This is a genomic window from Paenibacillus sp. alder61 (assembly GCF_020179875.1).
Taxonomy (GTDB): Bacteria; Bacillota; Bacilli; order Paenibacillales; family Paenibacillaceae; genus Fontibacillus; species Fontibacillus faecis.
Genome location: NZ_JAIUDG010000004.1, coordinates 171,512 through 189,381, shown reverse-complemented (window position 1 = coordinate 189,381; position 17,870 = coordinate 171,512). Strand labels below are relative to the sequence as shown.

Annotated in this window: 11 protein-coding genes, 1 tRNA gene and 1 riboswitch; of the genes, 4 read left to right on the top strand and 8 right to left on the bottom strand. The window is 55.9% G+C overall.

From position 1 onward, the window contains the following. Positions 1-193: 193 nt before the first annotated feature. The 4 genes from LBW89_RS05750 to LBW89_RS05735 all read right to left on the bottom strand — a co-directional run bounded on the left by LBW89_RS05750 (position 194) and on the right by LBW89_RS05735 (position 3,306). Complete coding sequence (locus tag LBW89_RS05750; RefSeq protein ID WP_225038743.1) at positions 194-937, bottom strand: polysaccharide deacetylase family protein; 744 nt, start codon at positions 935-937, stop codon at positions 194-196. Positions 938-963: 26 nt separating this feature from the next. Continuing rightward, positions 964-2,451: an oligosaccharide flippase family protein gene (locus tag LBW89_RS05745; RefSeq protein ID WP_225038742.1), complete on the bottom strand. Its 1,488-nt coding sequence runs from the start codon at positions 2,449-2,451 to the stop codon at positions 964-966. 363 nt (positions 2,452-2,814) lie between these two features. Continuing rightward, positions 2,815-2,886: transfer RNA gene (locus LBW89_RS05740), tRNA-Thr, on the bottom strand. A 111-nt stretch (positions 2,887-2,997) separates the two neighbouring features. Then, positions 2,998-3,306, bottom strand: a complete 309-nt coding sequence (locus LBW89_RS05735; protein ID WP_148455545.1) for an MTH1187 family thiamine-binding protein — start codon at positions 3,304-3,306, stop codon at positions 2,998-3,000. A 542-nt stretch (positions 3,307-3,848) separates the two neighbouring features. Then, positions 3,849-4,093, top strand: a riboswitch (cobalamin riboswitch). Between the two features lie 170 nt (positions 4,094-4,263). On the opposite strand from LBW89_RS05735, the gene LBW89_RS05730 reads away from it, so the two are divergent. The 4 genes from LBW89_RS05730 to LBW89_RS05715 all read left to right on the top strand — a co-directional run bounded on the left by LBW89_RS05730 (position 4,264) and on the right by LBW89_RS05715 (position 10,407). Next, entirely contained in the window at positions 4,264-6,255 is a 1,992-nt protein-coding gene (locus tag LBW89_RS05730) for an anaerobic ribonucleoside triphosphate reductase (protein ID WP_148455543.1), read from the top strand. Next, positions 6,252-6,782 (top strand): anaerobic ribonucleoside-triphosphate reductase activating protein, encoded by a 531-nt coding sequence (nrdG, locus tag LBW89_RS05725; protein ID WP_225038741.1) that lies wholly within the window; start codon positions 6,252-6,254, stop codon positions 6,780-6,782. The genes LBW89_RS05730 and nrdG overlap by 4 nt, the downstream gene beginning before the upstream one ends. Positions 6,783-6,981: 199 nt before the next feature. Beyond that, complete coding sequence (locus LBW89_RS05720; protein WP_148455539.1) at positions 6,982-9,315, top strand: ribonucleoside-diphosphate reductase subunit alpha; 2,334 nt, start codon at positions 6,982-6,984, stop codon at positions 9,313-9,315. Positions 9,316-9,375: 60 nt separating this feature from the next. Continuing rightward, positions 9,376-10,407 carry a ribonucleotide-diphosphate reductase subunit beta gene (locus LBW89_RS05715; RefSeq protein ID WP_148455537.1) on the top strand — a complete coding sequence of 344 codons (1,032 nt, stop codon included), beginning with the start codon at positions 9,376-9,378 and terminating at the stop codon, positions 10,405-10,407. Positions 10,408-10,829: 422 nt separating this feature from the next. Here the strand turns inward: LBW89_RS05715 and LBW89_RS05710 are convergent, their stop codons facing one another. The 4 genes from LBW89_RS05710 to LBW89_RS05695 all read right to left on the bottom strand — a co-directional run bounded on the left by LBW89_RS05710 (position 10,830) and on the right by LBW89_RS05695 (position 17,839). Next, positions 10,830-13,421, bottom strand: a complete 2,592-nt coding sequence (locus tag LBW89_RS05710) for a beta-mannosidase (RefSeq protein WP_225038740.1) — start codon at positions 13,419-13,421, stop codon at positions 10,830-10,832. 77 nt (positions 13,422-13,498) lie between these two features. Continuing rightward, positions 13,499-15,103: a response regulator transcription factor gene (locus LBW89_RS05705; protein ID WP_225038739.1), complete on the bottom strand. Its 1,605-nt coding sequence runs from the start codon at positions 15,101-15,103 to the stop codon at positions 13,499-13,501. Next, a complete protein-coding gene (locus LBW89_RS05700; protein ID WP_225038738.1) occupies positions 15,100-16,941 on the bottom strand; it encodes a sensor histidine kinase in 1,842 nt (613 codons plus the stop codon). Before LBW89_RS05700 ends, LBW89_RS05705 begins: the two co-directional genes overlap by 4 nt. A gap of 19 nt (positions 16,942-16,960) precedes the next feature. Continuing rightward, complete coding sequence (locus LBW89_RS05695; protein ID WP_148455533.1) at positions 16,961-17,839, bottom strand: carbohydrate ABC transporter permease; 879 nt, start codon at positions 17,837-17,839, stop codon at positions 16,961-16,963. Positions 17,840-17,870: the final 31 nt, after the last annotated feature.

The window sequence follows — 17,870 nt, the reverse complement described above, 5'->3', positions numbered from 1 at the left end:
TTTCGGCCAAACCGCCGGCCTTTTCTCATTTTAGGTCCTGGCTTAAAGTCAAACCTTCACTTTTAGGCCCCTGATCTAGCATGATCCGGACAAGTGCAAGCACCGGGGAGAGCCGTGGAATGTGGGGGCGGTAGGAAATCCCAATAAAAGAAAAAGAGATGAGCAAAACGCTCATCTCCTGCCTCGTACGACCTTATTTGCCAACCTGCCGTGCTCCATCCGAATTAATCAGTTCTGTTACGGTAACTACTCTGAAACCCCTTTTGGTTAATTCGGGTAAAATCTTTTTTAATGCTTGAACCGTTTGCGAATGTCCGTGAACTTGATCATGCATTAACACAATATCGCCGTTTCTTGCATTCTTTAATACTTTGTTGGCAATTGCATTTACGCCCGGTTTGCTCCAATCACGCGTATCTTGATGCCATGACCATAATACAGGCATTAATCCTAATTTTTTGGCCGCTAAAATGACATTATCATTGTAAATTCCTCCGGGTGGCCGAAACAAAGTGCTTTTAAATCCGGTTATTTTCATGATTTCAGTTTCAGTTTGATGAAGCTCTTGTATTACCTCGCTTAATAAGCTTGATTTTTTAAAGTAAACATGGTTATACGTATGATTTGCCAATTCATGACCTTCAGCCACAACCCTTTTGGCAACGTCGGGATACTCGACCACCCTTTTTCCAATCACAAAAAATGTGCATTTTGCATTATATTTTTTTAACTCATCCAAAATTTCAATGGTCTCTTCAGGGTCGGGCCCATCATCAAAAGTTAAAGCGATCAATTTTTGATCCGTCTTGACTTCCCATATAATATCCTTTCTCTCCTCATAATATTGACGATTTTTCTTGATCGGCTCACTAGAAACCGCCCCTGAACCAATAAACAAAGAGGCACTGAAGAACAACAAGATTAAACGATTTTTCATAGGGTCACCTTCTAGATTTTTTCTGTTTAGAACATGTAGCTCATTTTATTCACTTCCTTACACCGCAAAACAAAATAAACCCCGGTTAAAGAGAAGAAGAAAATGCCGCTCATAACAAAATCCATTAAACTGGATAATGTACTGGGCTTCGTTTCAGCCAAAAAAGTACCGATTCCGCCAATGACCAGGAGATCCAGTAGCGCTGAAGGGATCGTCTTGATGAAATTCATTTTGTTTCTAAACACCGTTAAGTTCCAAAGCAGCGAAACCACTTCCATAGTCAATACGCCCGCAGCCGCTCCAATGTAGGCATACCCCGGTATGGCAATGACAAAATAATGAATAATTGTTGAGATGGATATACCTATGGCAAGTCCAGTAAATGGAGTCTTTTTAATATCCTGAGCCCAAAGTATACTGGTGGATACTTCTCGAAAACCGACAATAATAGGAACAACGGATAAATATTTGATTAATTCACTAGGTTTATCTGTATCAAATATGTACACGGATAATTCTTCGGCATAAACGAATAAAAACGAAGTTGAAATTAAACCCCATAGCCAGCTTAATTTCATGGTTATACGCAGCAGTTCTTTAAATTTGTTACCTTCCTTTCGCTGCCACACGGAAGCGATTCTCATGGTTAATGTATAGCTAAGCGCTTCGGTAATAAGCGTTGGGGTGTATACGATGGTGAGGGCCATGCCCGTGATAATGCCAAAAATGGATGTAGCTTCTGCAGAACTGTATCCCGAAGCCATTAACCTGTTAGGGATGATGATCGCATCCAAAAATTCAGAGGCAGGGATTAACAACCGGGTAATGGATATCAAGAACGATGTCTGAACTAACCACTTTACAGGAAAAGAATCTTTTTTTGGGTGCTCGCTTGAAGAGTTCAAGTTATTTTGAGCGATATAAATCGTCACAACTAGTAAGGAGAAAATCATGCTCAAAAAAGTAGCGTACAAACCCTTTCCCAGGGCATTCCCTATTCCGGATGGCAGACAATAATACACAATCAGCAGCATGAAAAAAATTCGAACAGCCTGCTCAATGACTTCCGAGGCGGCTATAATGCCAAACTGTTCGAGTCCCTGCAGATATCCCCGCAGCAACCCCAGCAATGGTGCGATCACAATGGCCAAAGCCATGCTTTTCAATAAACCGCTTAAATCCGAATTCCCAAGCAGCTTGGCGAGCCATGTCGATTCCATAAAAACAATTAGACTGACCACACTGCCTAGAACGATAAAACCAAATAATAAAATTTTTAGGAGCTGCCACCCCTGGCCCGGCTTTTTTGCGGTAATGATCGCCAGAGCGGTAGGCACTCCCCCAAAAAGCATAATTACAAACCCATAAAACGAGTAGGCCATTTGATACAGGCCGATTCCTTCCGCACCAACCATCCTGGCTAAAATGACTCGTCCGATTAAACCGAGTAATTTTACGAAAGCCATCGCGCCAGCTCTTATTGCAGATTGCATCAATAAATGAGGCTTTTCCATGTTCCCCCCGGAATAAAAACGTCATACCTCATTCTTATTACTTTTCAAATTAAGTTATGCTGACAAGCGTGGAGCCTAGTCCCTAATGTGAATAAGTACATATTTGGTTTAACGATCCCCACTATAATTCCACTGTTCGTCGCCAAGTACTAATAATTGGGGTTGTACCTGCGGTTATTTCCCGCTTCCCAGGCTATACCCGCGTAGAAGGTATGTTGTCCAATTTCGAGAACACTATACTGGATACCGGCATTACCCTCAAGGAGGACGAACTCCGACGGAAGGCATCAAAATAATTTCCCGCGCAAAAAAACGCGCCCCCCGAAAACCTCGGAAGACGCGCCGTGTTTGTGTTATGAAAGATGCTGGTGAAGGGAATTGAACCCCCGACCTACGCATTACGAGTGCGTTGCTCTACCCCTGAGCTACACCAGCGGAATCACTTTTATGAAGTGAAACAAAAATTATTATACTCGGTTTTCAAAATATTGCAAGGGCCAATTTTCGGCAAATTTGCGCCTTCAATCGCAGCCCGGCCGCCGCGGGTCAGGATGGGCCGAGTTTATCCTGCACGGACCGGAGCTTCTGCTCGGAGGAGCTCTCTTTGTCCCGGCGGTCGTCGATTTTGACCGAGGTGGAGACGCGCTGTGCTCCGGATTGAAACGGAGCCTCATGGATCGCGCGAATCGCCGCAAAAATTCGATCCAGCGGCCCCTCGATGATCGTGCTCATCGAAGTCAGGGTGTATTGGATTCCTTCCTGCTTCGCTAGAACCTGTTGCAGTTCGGCAACATAAGAACTCAGACTGGTGGAACCTGTACCGATCGGAATAACCGTCACTTCCGCGATCGCCATGTGATCTCCTCCTGTTTTTCCGCTAACCGGATTTTCATTCATTGTAGCAAGTTCGGGGCGTGGAATTCAATCCGCCAAGGACAAAAGGTTACGTTTGCCGGGCGTAAATGAGCAGTTTGGCCGGCTCATAGAACGTCAACGGATTCTAACGGAAACTATAGCGGCTATTTCGGCCAAAACAGCCCATTTATATTTTTAACGGACGCAATAGCAGCTATTTCGTTAAATCCGGGGCCTCCGAGGCTATATTTTCGAAAATAGCAGCTATCATTTCCGTTAAATCTCTGAGCGAGCGATATTATGCAAAATAGCGGCTATTATTTCCGTTACGCACGTTACGCTCAGTTTCCCCTCTCAACCTAGCAAACGCTTACCTCTAGTCCGCCACAATCTTGCCTCAAAATCTACTATATTTTTTTCGTCGCCGAGTCCCCGCATCCTGTTTGCTTTCGACTGTTTTTCAGCTGTTTTTCAACCTTGAATCTAGTTATCCGCCCGTTTACAAACACAATATATTGGGTTATGATGTTACAACAACAACCAAATATAGTGTACAGACGGGTGAACCGGCACAAGAACGATGCCGGGGCTTAATAGGGAAGTGCGGTGCAAATCCGCTGCGGTCCCGCCACTGTAACCGGAAGCTTTTATAGAGTGAGATCCCACCGGATCTCGCTCCCCATAAGCCAGCAACCTCCGGCATTAGGCCACTGCGAACGCTATCGTCCGCGGGAAGGCGCCGGAAGGTCCGGAAGCCAGGAGACCTGCCCGTCTGGATGGCACCCGATAACCCTGCGAGGTACAGGCCAAGGTGTCCGCTTGCCGCCATACATAGAAGTCATTCCGGCGCGCCGCATAGGCGACGTGCTGTTTTCAGAGCGCATCCGGGCATTTTCGACCTCCTTGGGTTGGGAATGCTTTTTTATTTCCAGTTGTGAATCGGAAGGAGATCATATCATGGCACTGCTCAACCATTTCACTACAAATACCGATAACGCCAAGGAAGGCATGCTCGAGGAAGTCATCAAGCTGGGCGAAGAAATCGTGGCCAGCTCCAATTTGGAAGTCCTGCGCGAAAACGCCAATTTGAACGGGGAGAGCTTCTCGGGCAAAATGAGCAAATTCGGCAGCGAGTACGCCAAATGGTACGCCAACCACTTCGTTATGCCTCCGCGGCTCGTTCAAGCGATTCAAGATAATGTGGTCTATGTGCATGACCTCGACCAATACGCCATCGGAACGACGAACTGCATTTTTATCCCGTTCGCCAAACTGCTCCGTGAAGGCTTCAATACCGGCAACGGCAGCGTCAGACCGCCGAACTCGATCATGACCGCGATGGCGCTCGTCGCGATTATTTTCCAGTCGCAGCAAAACAGCCAATACGGCGGCGTCTCCGCCAACATGCTCGACTTTGACCTGGCCCCTTACGTAGCCAAGTCCTTCGCCAAATACTTCCGCAAAGGGCTGGAATATATGGAGGAAGGCGATCCGGCCGCCGATCTCGGCGGTGAAGTGACCATGAGCCGCGACGATCTCCGGGAGCGGTTTCCGAGAGCTTTCAAATACGCCTTAAAAGAAACCGAAAGCGAAACGCTCCAGGGCGCGGAAAGCCTGATTCACAATCTCAACACCATGTCGAGCCGCGCGGGCGGGCAAATCCCGTTCACCAGCATCAACTACGGGACCTGCACATCGCCGGAAGGCCAACTCGTTATCCGCTCGCTGCTGACCGCGACGATGCGGGGACTCGGCAGCGGGGAGACTCCGATTTTTCCGATTCAAATCTTCAAGTGCAAACAGGGTGTCAACCAGAATCCGGGCGAACCGAATTACGAGCTGTTCCTGATGGCGGCCGAATGCTCGGCCAAGCGGCTCTATCCGAACTTCGCCAATCTGGACGCGCCGCTGAACTTGGTACATTACGATCCGCAGAATCCGGATACCGAATTCGCCACCATGGGCTGCCGCACGCGCGTGCTGAGCGACCGGTTCGGCCGGAACCGCCTGTCCGGCAAAGGCAATCTTTCCTTTAATACGCTCAATCTCGTCAAGCTCGGACTGGAGCACGGCATCGCGCTGGGTCGGCGGAAGGAAGCCGATGAGCGCGGGTTCTACCGGGAACTGGACCACTATATGGATATCGCCCTCGAGGGCCTGCTGCACCGCTTCCAAATCCAGTCGGCCCAGAAGGCCAAAGCCTCGGATTTCATGATGCGCGAAGGCGTATGGGAAGGCGGCGAACAGCTCGGCCCGGATGACGCGGTCGGCGACCTGCTGAAGCACGGCAGCCTTTCCATCGGTTTCATCGGACTTGCGGAATGCATGAAGGCGATGTACGGCAAGCACCATGGCGAGGATGAAGCGGTCTACAAAAAAGCTTACGATTTGATCGCCTATATGCGCGACTACTGCGACCGGATGAGCGAAGTCCACAACTTGAACATCACCCTGTTCGCCACGCCGGCGGAGGGGCTGTCCGGGAAGTTCACGAAGCGCGACCGCGCTTTTTACGGCACCGTACCGGGCGTCGTGGAGCGCGAATACTATACGAACTCGTTCCACATCCCGGTGTACTACAAACTGAGCGCCGCCAAAAAAATAGAGCTCGAAGCGCCGTTCCACGGCCTCTGCAACGCCGGGGCGATCTCTTATATCGAATTGAACGGCAACGCCCGCAGCAATCCGGCGGCGTTCCTGAAGATCGTGCAATACGCGCTCTCGCAGCAGGTCAGCTACTTCAGCATCAACCATCCGATCGACCGCTGCTCGGCTTGCGGGTTCGAGGGGATTATCGGCGCGAACTGCCCTTCCTGCGGCAGTCACGAGAACGATGTTCACATCCGCCGCCTGCGCCGCGTCACAGGATATTTGACCGGCGATTTTCAAACCCGCTTCAACGCGGCCAAACAGGCGGAGGTCCGGGATCGGGTCAAGCACGACGCATGAATATTTGCGGCTACTACCCGGAATCCATCAATGAGGGCGAAGGCCTGCGCGCCGCCATCTTTATCAGCGGGTGCCGCCATTACTGCAAAGGCTGCTTCAGCGCGGCCACCTGGAATTTCAATTACGGCGAGCCGCTGACGCCCGAACGGGAGGCGGAGATCATCGCCGATATTGCGAACAACCCGCTGCTGAGCGGAGTAAGCCTGCTGGGCGGCGATCCGTTCTTCTCCGCGGCGGAAGTCGGGGCGTTTATCGACCGGCTCCGCGCCGCGGCCGGAACCGTGCCGATTTGGATTTACAGCGGCTATACCTATGAAGAATTGACCACGCCGGAGCACGCGGAGACCGGGTCGCCCGAATACCGCCTGCTCGAACGGTGCCAAGTGTTGGTAGACGGGCGCTTTGTCGAGGAACTGCGCGACCCCTCCCTGCTCTACCGGGGCAGCTCCAACCAGAGGCTGATCGACATTCCGAAGAGCCTCTCCTCCGGAGAAGCGGTGCTTTGGGAGCCAACTTTCTCTTTCTAGCTTATGAAGTTTCTAGTATAATTTATGGTCTGTGATGCTTTTTATAGACTTGCTCAAAAATAGTACCGACGGCGTCCTCAGCGGACGCCCCTTTTCCCCTGAATATTCTCAATTTGAGAATTAAGATTTGTAGATTTAAGCCTGACGGAGAGATCCGATCCGGGCATCACCCCATGCTCAGAAAGCGAGGAATTTACTCATGCCACTGCTCGTAAATAAACCCAACAACCGCCAGCTCGCGTTTGACAGCGAACGTCTTGGCGTCTATGCCGATCGCATTCTGGACGGACTACATACCTTGGACAAGGAACGTCTTTTGCGCGGCGTCAACGCGAAGCTGAGACGCGACGAAGTCACGGGGGAGGAAATCAGCAATGCGTTCACCATGTCGGCGCTTGAGCTGGTGACGAAGGAAGAACCGGAATGGAAATTCGCGGCCGCACGCGCGCTGCTGACCTCGCTCTACAAAAAAGCGGCCGTCAACCGCCGCTATAAAGCATACCCGGAAGAACCTTACGGATCATTCCACCATCTGATCGTAGAATTGTGCAAAGCCGGCATCTACCGCGAGGAACTGCTGGAGTGCTACACCAAAGAGCAAATTGAAGAATTGGGCGAAACGATCGACCCGTCCCGCGACCTGCTGTTCGACTATATCGGACTGCTGACGCTGGCCGAGCGTTACCTGGCTACCGATTTCGAAGGCCGCACCATGGAGCTTCCACAAGAGCGTTATATGGTCATCGCCATGTACCTGATGCACCAAGAGCCCGCGGAGAAGCGCATGGAACTCGTTAAGGAAGCTTACTGGGCCATGAGCAACATTTATATGACGGCGGCGACGCCGACGATGTCCAATGCGGGCAAAAAAGTGGCCGGCCAGCTGTCCAGCTGCTTTATCGACACGGTGGACGATTCCCTGGAAGGCATCTTCGATTCCAACACCGACGTGGCCCGGCTCAGCAAAATGGGCGGCGGTATCGGCGTCTACCTGGGCAAGGTGCGGGCCCGCGGCTCCGACATCCGCGGTCACAAAAACACCAGCTCCGGCGTCATCCCTTGGATTCGCCAGCTGAACAACACCGCTGTCAGCGTCGATCAGCTCGGTACGCGCAAGGGCGCGATCGCCGTTTACCTCGACGTATTCCATAAAGATATTCTCGCCTTCCTCGATCTTAAGCTGAACAACGGGGATGAGCGGATGCGCGCCCATGACGTGTTCCACGGCGTCTGCCTGCCCGACCTGTTTATGGAGAAGGTTGAAGAGCGCGGCGAATGGAATCTGTTCTGTCCGCATGAAGTGAAGAAAACGATGGGCTGGAAAGACGAGAACGGCCGTCCGCTCGGCCTCGAGGATTTCTACGATGAGGAGTTCGGCAAAGGCTCCTTCCGCGAAAAATACGAAGAGGCCGTCAACCATCCGACGCTTCCGCGGATCACGATGCCGGCGATCGACATCATGAAACGCATTATGAAGTCCCAGCTCGAGACGGGCACACCGTATATGTTCTATCGCGACACCGTCAACCGCGCCAACCCGAACCGGGCGCACGGCATGATCTATTCGTCCAACCTGTGCACGGAGATTATGCAGAATCAGACCCCAACCGTGGTGGAAAAAGAAGAGCTGATCACGAAAGACGGACAAACGCGGATTATCGTCTCCAAAATCCCGGGTGATTTCGTCGTATGTAACTTGAATTCGATCCACCTGGCCCGTGCCGTACCGGCCGGCGTTCTGGACCGCCTCGTGCCGATCCAGACGCGGATGCTCGACAACGTCATCGACATCAACAACATCGAGGTGCTGCAGGCGCAGTACACCAACAGCCAATATCGCGCGATCGGCCTCGGTACGTTCGGGCTTCACCACCTGCTGGCCCTCGAAGGCATCCGCTGGGAGTCCGACGAAGCCGTAGCTTACAACGATGCGCTTTACGAAAAAATCAACTACCTGCTGATTAAATCCAGCATGGAGCTCGCCAAAGAAAAAGGACGCTATCCGAAATTCGCCGGCTCCGACTGGGAAAACGGCAAGTACTTCTCATACCGCGGTTACACGGACGGCTCCCGTGAAGGCAAGTTCGTAACGACGGAGCAATGGAAAGAGCTGGCCGAGCTGGTCCGCGAAAACGGCGTCCGCAACGCCTGGATGTTCGCGATCGCGCCGAACGGTTCGACGTCGATCATCGCCGGTTCCACGGCCAGCATCGATCCGCTGTATGAGCTGCTCTCGTACGAAGAGAAAACGACGTACAAAATCGCCAACCCGGCGCCGGATCTGTCCGAAAAAACGATCTGGTACTACAAGACGGCGTTCATGGTCGACCAGCACGCGTCGATCAACATGGCCGCCGCCCGTCAACGTCACGTGGATCAAGGGCAGAGCTTCAACTTCTACGTTCGCCCGGACATCAAGGCGAGCGAATTCCTGGACCTGCATCTGCACGCCTGGAAGGCCGGCCTGAAATCGACGTACTATGTGCGCAGCCGCGCCCTGACGATCGAGGAATGCGAATCCTGCGCTTCATAAGAAGCGCGGGAGGCGAACCCGGCCCGAAGGCTTTCAATATAATCAAGGAGATGAAAATCCATGCAACTGCAAACGATTTTTAACACGGAGGCGCCGAACAAATCCACGCGCATCATCGGCGGGGAATGCTCGGGAATACTCAACTGGAACGATATCCGCATGCCGCATATGTATAAGCTGTACAAAGTCCTGCTCCTGAACCACTGGATCGCGGACGAAATTCCGATGAACAAGGACGCCCAGCAATTCGTGGGGCTCGATCCGGAGGAACAGCGCACGTTTAAAATCAACATTTCGCTGCTCGCCGTGCTGGATTCGATGCAGACGATGTTCGTCGGCGATGTGAAACGGTATTTTACCGACTCCTCGCTGGAGGCGATCTCGGCGATTATCGGTCAGCAGGAAGTCGTTCACAACCAGTCGTACTCCTACGTGCTCTCCTCCATCGTGTCCGAGCAGGAGCAGAAGGAAATCTTCGAATACTGGAAGCACGACCCGGTTCTGCTGGAGCGGAACAAGTTCATTTCCGACATCTATCAAAACTTCCGCGACGAACCGACGCCGCAGTCGTTCTTTGAAGCGCTGGTGGCGGACCTGATTCTCGAGGGCATCTTCTTCTACAGCACCTTCGCCTTCTTCTACAATCTGGCCCGCGACCAGAAGATGATGGGCACAAGCCAAATGATCTCGTACATTCAGCGCGACGAGAACCAGCACTGCTATTTCTTCGCCGAAGTGTTCAAGCAACTGCTGATCGACTATCCGGAGCTGAACACCAAGGAAAACATGGACTACGTATACCGCACGATCGACCGTGCCGTACAGCTCGAAACCAACTGGGCGCATTATACCCTGAAGGAAGTGCGCGGCATCGACCTGAACGAGCTGTCCGACTACATCAAATACATCGCCAACAAGCGCCTCACCCTGATGGGCCTGGAAAAAGGCTACCAAGGCGTCGACGTCAACTGCATGCCTTGGATCAAGCCGTTCTCGGACGAAGCGCTGAACGCGACCAAGACGGATTTCTTCGAAGCCAAGTCCCGCAACTACGGGAAGGTCGGCGACGACAACGGGTTTGACGACCTGTAAGCGGGAGTACCCCGGACGGCCAAGATGGTTCGTTGGTGCGTCCAGCCAAGGGTAATGCGAAGCGGACTGGACTTGGGCCTGGGCCGGTAAAAGAGAGCGCCCGGGCTGCCGGGTGCCAGGGCTGCCGGGCCCGGTGCGCCGGCGCTGGAACTTCGCGGGGCCCTGCGAAGAATTAGCGGGATAAACTCCCGTTAATTCCGGCCGGGAAGCTCACACGGAACGATTAACGGGACAAACTCCCGCTAATCGGGAGCTCTGCTGCACATTTGGCCTTTTATGGGCGAATTAACGGGAACAATTCCCGCTAATTCCCTACCGAAGGGCGAAATGTTCTGAATTAACGGGAGGTTCTCCCGTTAATCCCTCAAGCTCAAAAAAGGTTGACCGACGGGGCATTACGCCCCGCATTCGGTCAACCTTTTTTATTCGTTCAGCGCGCTCACCCGCAACTGGTCCCAAGGCAGCGGCAGACCCTCCGGATGCCGCACCTCGACGACCCGGCTCTCGCCCGGCAGCAGATCGAAGTAGTTGTCGCTGTAGCGGACCCGCCCCAGCGGCAGCTCCAGCTTCACCAGCCGGGCCGCGCCCCGGCCGGCCGCCGCCGTCACCGTTACCGTGCCGGCCTCCCGGTCGATCTCCGCCGCAAGCGAAGCCTGCGGCAGCCGGAGATCCTTCGGGTCCCGCAGGTAATAGCGGTTCGCCGGAGCGTCGAACCCTTGGGCGGTGAGCTCGACCATCACTTCCTCCGCGGACGCGGCGCCCGCCAGCGCCTCCGGTTCGGACAGCTCGCCCACCCGCTGGGCCGGGGCGAATCCCGCAGCCTCGACGTCAAACCGCTTCTCGGACACGAGGCTGCCGTCATCCAGACGGTAAACCTTAAGGGATACCGTCCCTTTCAACGAATCCGCCGTATCGTTGACCACCCACACTTTCAGCGGCTCGCCCGGCTCATGCTCCAGCGACAGCAGCAGCGGATGAAAAAAGGTCCGGCCATAATAATAAGAAGCCTTCGGCAGCAGCTCGTAGTCGATCATGGACCAACTGGTCCCCGGCCAGCTGTCGTTCAGCTGCCAAATCAGCGCCCCGCTGTTGCGCGGCTTCAGGCGGCGGTAATGCTCGATGCCGTATTTCAGCCCCTCGGCCTGCGTGAGCATCGAGAAGTTCATGTACTCCTCGATGTCGCGGGGAATGCCCGTGAAGCTTTCCATCAGCAGAATCCCCTTCTGGTGGTTCGTGTCTTTGTTCCGGTAAGCCATCTCCGGACTGCCCCAATAAAATTCGCCCGCCGGAATGTTCCGCTCCAAAGTGTGGCGGTTGGCCGAGGCATGCATCCCGAATTCGCTGCTGAACAGCGCGAGGTCCTGCTTGTAATTTTTGAACGTCACGCCCTTCATGCTGTAGTCCAGCCGCGGCGGCTCCCCGTACATCCGGGGGTAAACGGAGCCGTGCCAGACCTGCCAATTGTGGCGGTCCCCCGTCCCCGGGTCGTTGGCGTCAAAACCGTCCTCCGCCCCATAGGGCGAGGAAGGCCAATACGGCCGCGCCGGGTCCAGCTCCTCCAACAGCTCGGGGATCAGTTCATGGTAAATGCTCTCGCCGTAAAACGGACCGGTAATATCCCCGGCGGCCGATTTCATGTCAAACAACCAGTCGATCTCATTGTTCCCGCACCAGAGCGCCAGGGAAGCCCGGTTCCGCAAACGGCGTACATTGTCGGCCACCTCCTGCCGGACATTCTCCATGAAATCCCGGTTAAAATCCGGGAAAAGCGCGTTGGCGAAGGCAAAATCCTGCCACACCAGCACGCCCTGACGGTCGCATTCCTCGTAAAAAACATCCTTCTCGTAAATGCCCCCCGCCCAGACACGCAGCATATTCATATGCCCCAGCACGGACAGCTCCACCAATTCGCGGTATCTCTCCTCCGGAATCGCGCCGATCATATGATCGGCCGGAATCCAATTGGCCCCTTTGGCGTATATTTTGACGCCGTTCAGCACAAAGGCGAACGAACGGTTGTCCGCTTCATCGTGTAGAGCCAGCTCGACCGTCCGGATGCCGAAAGACTGAACGTACCGGTCGACCTCGCGGCCTTCCGCCCGGAGTACAACCTCAAGGCGGTAGAGATACGGTTCGCCGAGGTCATGCGTCCACCACAGGCGCGGAGCGGGAACCCGGAGCTCCGCGGCCGCTTTGGCCCGCCTGCCCGTGTAGAGCGATTTCCGGCTCTCCTCTACCGGCCGTACGGCCTCGGCGACCGCGTGTCCTTCCGCGTCGAGCAGCCTCAGCTCGACTTCCGCGCGGACGCCGCTCGCCAAGGTCCTCGTCTCCGCTTCGACGACGAGAACCGCCTGGCTGCGATCCTCCTCCAGTGAAGCGGTATAAGCGTAGACGCCCTCCAGCTTGGCCAGCTGCCGCAGGTTCAGGCGGACCTTGCCCCAGACGCCCGCCGTGACCAGCCGCGGTCCCCAGTCCCAGCCGAAGTTCATCGCCGCCTTGCGCAGCCAGGGCCGTTCTTTGGTATAGGAGGACCATTCGAACTGCTCTTTGTCCCGGTGATGGAGGTGCAGCGGATCGAACTTGACGGCCAGCGAGTTCCATCCGCCGCGCACGAGGCGCGTCACATCGAACGTATGGGACATCAGCATGTTGGCGGTCTTCCCGACTTCATGGCCGTTGACGAACACGGTCGCAAAGGTATCCAAGCCTTCGAAGACCAGCTCGGCGCGTTCCCCTGCGGCGGGGTCCGGTCCAGCATCCAACGTAAACGTAGTTCTGTACCACCATTCTTTGTACTCGATCCACCGGCATTTCGCGTCGTTATGCCCGTAGTAGGGCGAATCGATAACGCCCCGCCTGATCAATGCCGAGTGGACGTCCCCCGGGACGTCGGCGCCGATCCAGTAGCGATCGTCCAATCCCGGGGCGGCCAGCTCCAGCGCCGGCTTCTCTCCCGGTTCGAAATGCTGGATCTTCCATGGACCGCCCAGTTCTATACTCCACTCCCGTTCCATTCCCATCTCCCCTTCCTTCAAATCAACACGACCTTCCCATACCGGACGACGGCAGCACCGGTTCCGGATTTCCGGCTCTAAATGCGCCGTTCCGCTTGCGCATATTGGGAATCGCCCCATTCGCGATATTCGCTTGGCGTTTTTCCCGTGTATTTCTTAAAAAGACGGCTAAAATACTTCACGTCCTCGTACCCGATCATCCAGGCGACCTCGCTGACTTTGGCAGGGGTCACGGCCAGCAGCTGCTCCGCTTTCCGGATCCGCACGGCGGTGACGAAATCGCTGAACGTGCTGCCGGTCTCCTTTTTGAACAGCTCGCTTAAGTGGCCCGGGTGCAGGTGCACATGATTCGCCACTTGCTGCAGGCTGATCTCTTGGGCCGGGCAGGACTCGATAAATGCCTTCGCCCGCTCCACGTGAGACCGCTGGCCTTCGCCCGCCCGGCCATGGTAGCCCTGCATCACTCCGTGGAGATGCCGGAACAGCTCATCCCGAATCCCGGTCCAAGGCCCGGTCTCCTCGCCCGGGGTCCAGGGATCCGGCCGGAATTCGTCCTCCCGGCCGATGGCCCGGAGCGTGCGCGCAAGCCAGCGGTGAGCCGCCAGCGCTGCGGATTGCACGCAGGCCCGCAGCGATTCCAGCGTGCAATCGGGATCGCGGATAAGCTCTTCGACGACACAATGCGTCCAGGCCTTCAGGCCGATGGCATCCTGATCGAGCAGCAGGGCGCCCAGTTCGGTTTCTTCTTCCGGGGTTAAAACCGTTTTCCCGCCCCGGCGATGCACGATGTCGCCATAATCCCAGATCCGCTCCGGGATCAGCGTATGATACCGGAAGGCGATGGAGGCGGTTGCATAACTGTGGTGCACCCGCTCCGGCAGGTCGGCCGGCTCCCCCGTGGCCAGGCGCAGCGTGCACTTCAACTGCCGCTCCACCCAATCGGTCCAGCCGGCCAGCTGCTTCATCCGCCGCCCGCGGTTCGCGCTCATCGGAGCCACGCAGACCATCCGCCCGCGCTGGGCGTAAAAACCCGCCCCCGGCACCAGGTCCTCCAGCATGTTCTGCACCGCGAACAGCAGCAGAGACAAAGAAGATTCGGCGCCGCCCCAGCCTTCCGCCGTAAGGATCATCGCCTGCCAAACTTCGCCGTGTTCGCCGTATTCGCCGTATTCCCCGTTCCGCAAGGGCCTCGCCCGCAAAAAATCGGGAATCGTTTCAAAAGGCGCGTTCCCTTCGATAACCCATTGGTGGAAGCGCTGCTTCTGTTCTTCCCGCAGCCGCTGCCCGGCCCGGGACTCCTCCGCCCAGCGCTCCAGCAGCCGGCGCTTCGCCTGCATCACCGTCCGGATAATGTCTTCGGGCTTGCTCGTCTTCAGCAGGTAATCGCAAACTCCCTGCCGCAGCGCCTGCTGGGCATAAGAGAAATCCCCATAGCCCGACAGAATGATCACTTCCAGACCGGGAGCCAGTTCCCTGGCTTCCTCCGCCAACTGCAACCCGCTTTTCCCTTTCATGCGGATATCCGTCATCAGAATCTGCGGCTTCTCCTCCGGAATCCGAGCCAGCGCCTCCTCCGCGGAGGCGGCCGGCGGCAGCAGCGTCAGGCCCAGCTCTTTCCAGGCGATCACGCTGGCCAGCCCCGTCCGGATGATCACTTCATCGTCCACAATCATGATTTTCATGGCGCTTCCTCCCATCGCGGAATAGAAAAGGCAACCCGGGTTCCGCCGCCTTCACGGCTGTCGATGTCCAGCCCCGAATCCGGCCCGTAGTGAAGCAGCAGCCGCTCATGGACATTGCACAGCCCATAGCCGGAAGCCTCCGAAGCTATATTCGGGGAACGCTTTCCTAACCCATCGTCTTGGTTGATGGTCACATCCCCGCCGACATCGGCGCCCTCACTTCCGCCACGGACCGCAGCCAGAGCGCGGCGAATCTCGTCCAGCCGCCGCCCGGGCATCCCGGCGCCGTCGTCCAGGACGGTGAATTTGATATCCTCCCGCCCGGATTGGATAAGAATCGTAATCGTGCCGGGGCTGCCTTTCGGCTGGATACCGTGGATCAACGCATTTTCCACCAGCGGCTGCAGCAGCAGCTTCAGCATAAATTTATCCTCCACTGCCGGGTCGACGATGTAATCCACGGTAAACTCCTCGGGGAACCGGATCGACTGCACCCGCACGTAGTTCCGGATATGCTCCAATTCCTGCGCGACGGGGCAGTAATCCTTCCCCTGGTTCAAACTGATGCGCAAAAAATCGCTAAGCCCCTCCACCATATCGGCGATCCGCTTCTCTTCGGCCATCAGGGCGATCCAGTGAATCGATGAGAGCGTGTTATACAGGAAATGGGGGTTGATCTGCGCTTGAAGCGCGCGAAGATCGGCTTCCTTTTTCCGCGCTTCGCCCCGGATCACCTCCTGCTTGAGCCGCTCGATATGGGCCCCGAGCAAGTTGTAGCTTTGGCCGAGCCTGCCGATCTCGTCGTCGCGGACAACCGGGAAACGGGGCAGCGGCCGTTCGGGATCGATGCGCGACAAATGCCGGGTGAGCACCGCGAGCGGCCGGGTGACGCGGCGTACCATAAACCAGACCAAAGACGCGCTGACCGCCACGGACAACGCGACGGCCGCGGCCGTGAGGGTCAGAATGTACCGGTTCTGCTCCCGGTACCGTTCGTACGGCACCGTTCCGACCAGCATCCAATTCGTCAACGGCTCCCGGCGGTACAGGACGGTCACCTTCCTGTCCCCCTCGCCGTAGAGGATGCTGCCCGCCAAGCCGTCGGGAATGCGGGCGAACAGCCCCGGTGCATGCGGCTCCAGCGATTGGCCCAGCCGCGATTTGTCAGGCGAGGAGAGGATCATGCCTTGGGCTCCGATAAGCTCCACCTTCCCCGAGCCTTGTCCGAAATCGGGATGCCGCCAATTCCGGGACATCGCCTCCTCGTCCAGGCTGATCGCCAGCCAGCCCAGGTGCCGGAAGTTGTATACGCTGCGGATCGGCCGAATCAGCGTGATGACGTTCTGTATCCCGTCGTAATTCTGCACCCGGTAGACGCCGGACCAGGCTTTCTCCGTGCCCGAGGCCGCTTGCACCGCCGCCGACACCTCCTCGTCCCGCCAGGCCGCCGTCGACAGCGCGGGGCCGAAGCGATCCGGATAAATCGCAATGTTGGCGATATACGACTTGGAAGCCGCCAGGTTCGTCATCCGGCCGACGATCTCCGACCGCACGACCTCGTCATCCTCCTGCCGGGCCAGATAATTCTGAATATCGCGCTCCCCGATCAGAAAGACGGACAGCGTCTCGGCGTCCTCCAGCATAAAGCGCAGATTCGCGTCCATCTGCTCGAGCATATCGCTGCCGGTCAGCTTCGTCTTCTCTTCGGTCACCCGCGAGGAGATCAGGAACGCAAACAATCCCAAAGCCAACAAAGGCACGATCATCGAACCGGCGATAACGACGGACAATTTACGCTGCAGGGAAGTTGCTAGCCAGCCCCGCCATCCGTACACCACAACTCCCCCTCCTTGGTTCCTAGCCTTTCACCGCGCCGGCCGTCATTCCCTTCATCATCTGCTCCTGAAACAGCAAATACAGCACGATCGTCGGAATGACGGACAACGTCATGGCCGCCAGCGTGAGGCCATAGTCCGTTTGATACCCGTCGGCAAAATTGGCGATCGCCAGCGGCAGCGTTTTCAAAGCGGTTTTGTTAATAAACACCAAAGCGAACGAAAAGTCGTTCCAGGCGTGCAAAAAGCTGAGAATCGTCACCGTGGACAGCGCCGGCAGCGAGATCGGCAGCATGATCCGGAAGAACAGTCCCCACAGCCCCGTACCGTCGATAAAAGAGGCCTCCTCCAGTTCCCGGGGGATGCTGGTGAGATAGGCGGTCAGCACGAAAATCGCCGTGGGCAGAGCAAACGCCGTATAAGGCAGAACCAGCGCCCAGTACGTATTCAGCAGCGACATCTGCTTCATCAGAATGAAGAGCGGAACGAGCGTGCTGTGAATCGGGATCAGCATGCCGACCACGAAGAAAGCCAGCACCCCGCCCTTCCCCTTGAATTGAAACCGGGCGAGAATAAACGAAGACAACGCGGCCACAAACAGCGTCAGGACCAGCGAGCCGATCGTCACGATCAGGGAATTGCCGAACGCCGAGCCTAGCCGCGAGCTCTCCCAAGCCCGGGAGAAATTGTCCCACTGCCAGCTTTCGGGCAGTCCGAACGGCCGGTTATAGAAATCCGTATTCGTTTTGAAAGCGCTGATTAACAGCCACAAAAACGGGTATAACGTTAAAATACCATAGAGCGCAAGAACCGTCCAAAAAATAGCGGTCCCCGCCTTTCTTAGCGAAATCCGGGGGCTTGGGTCCGCCGTTCGCCCAATGGCCGGTGTTGGGGTATTCATGTGCGCGTCTCCTCCTTTTTACCCTGCCGCG

Excerpts from the sequence above, each read along its gene's own strand:
- LBW89_RS05750 (WP_225038743.1), bottom strand. The coding sequence starts at position 937 with ATGAAAAATCGTTTAATCTTGTTGTTCTTCAGTGCCTCTTTGTTTATT.
- LBW89_RS05745 (WP_225038742.1), bottom strand. The coding sequence starts at position 2,451 with ATGGAAAAGCCTCATTTATTGATGCAATCTGCAATAAGAGCTGGCGCG.
- LBW89_RS05735 (WP_148455545.1), bottom strand. The coding sequence starts at position 3,306 with ATGGCGATCGCGGAAGTGACGGTTATTCCGATCGGTACAGGTTCCACC.
- LBW89_RS05730 (WP_148455543.1), top strand. The coding sequence starts at position 4,264 with ATGGCACTGCTCAACCATTTCACTACAAATACCGATAACGCCAAGGAA.
- nrdG (WP_225038741.1), top strand. The coding sequence starts at position 6,252 with ATGAATATTTGCGGCTACTACCCGGAATCCATCAATGAGGGCGAAGGC.
- LBW89_RS05720 (WP_148455539.1), top strand. The coding sequence starts at position 6,982 with ATGCCACTGCTCGTAAATAAACCCAACAACCGCCAGCTCGCGTTTGAC.
- LBW89_RS05715 (WP_148455537.1), top strand. The coding sequence starts at position 9,376 with ATGCAACTGCAAACGATTTTTAACACGGAGGCGCCGAACAAATCCACG.
- LBW89_RS05710 (WP_225038740.1), bottom strand. The coding sequence starts at position 13,421 with ATGGAACGGGAGTGGAGTATAGAACTGGGCGGTCCATGGAAGATCCAG.
- LBW89_RS05705 (WP_225038739.1), bottom strand. The coding sequence starts at position 15,103 with ATGAAAATCATGATTGTGGACGATGAAGTGATCATCCGGACGGGGCTG.
- LBW89_RS05695 (WP_148455533.1), bottom strand. The coding sequence starts at position 17,839 with ATGAATACCCCAACACCGGCCATTGGGCGAACGGCGGACCCAAGCCCC.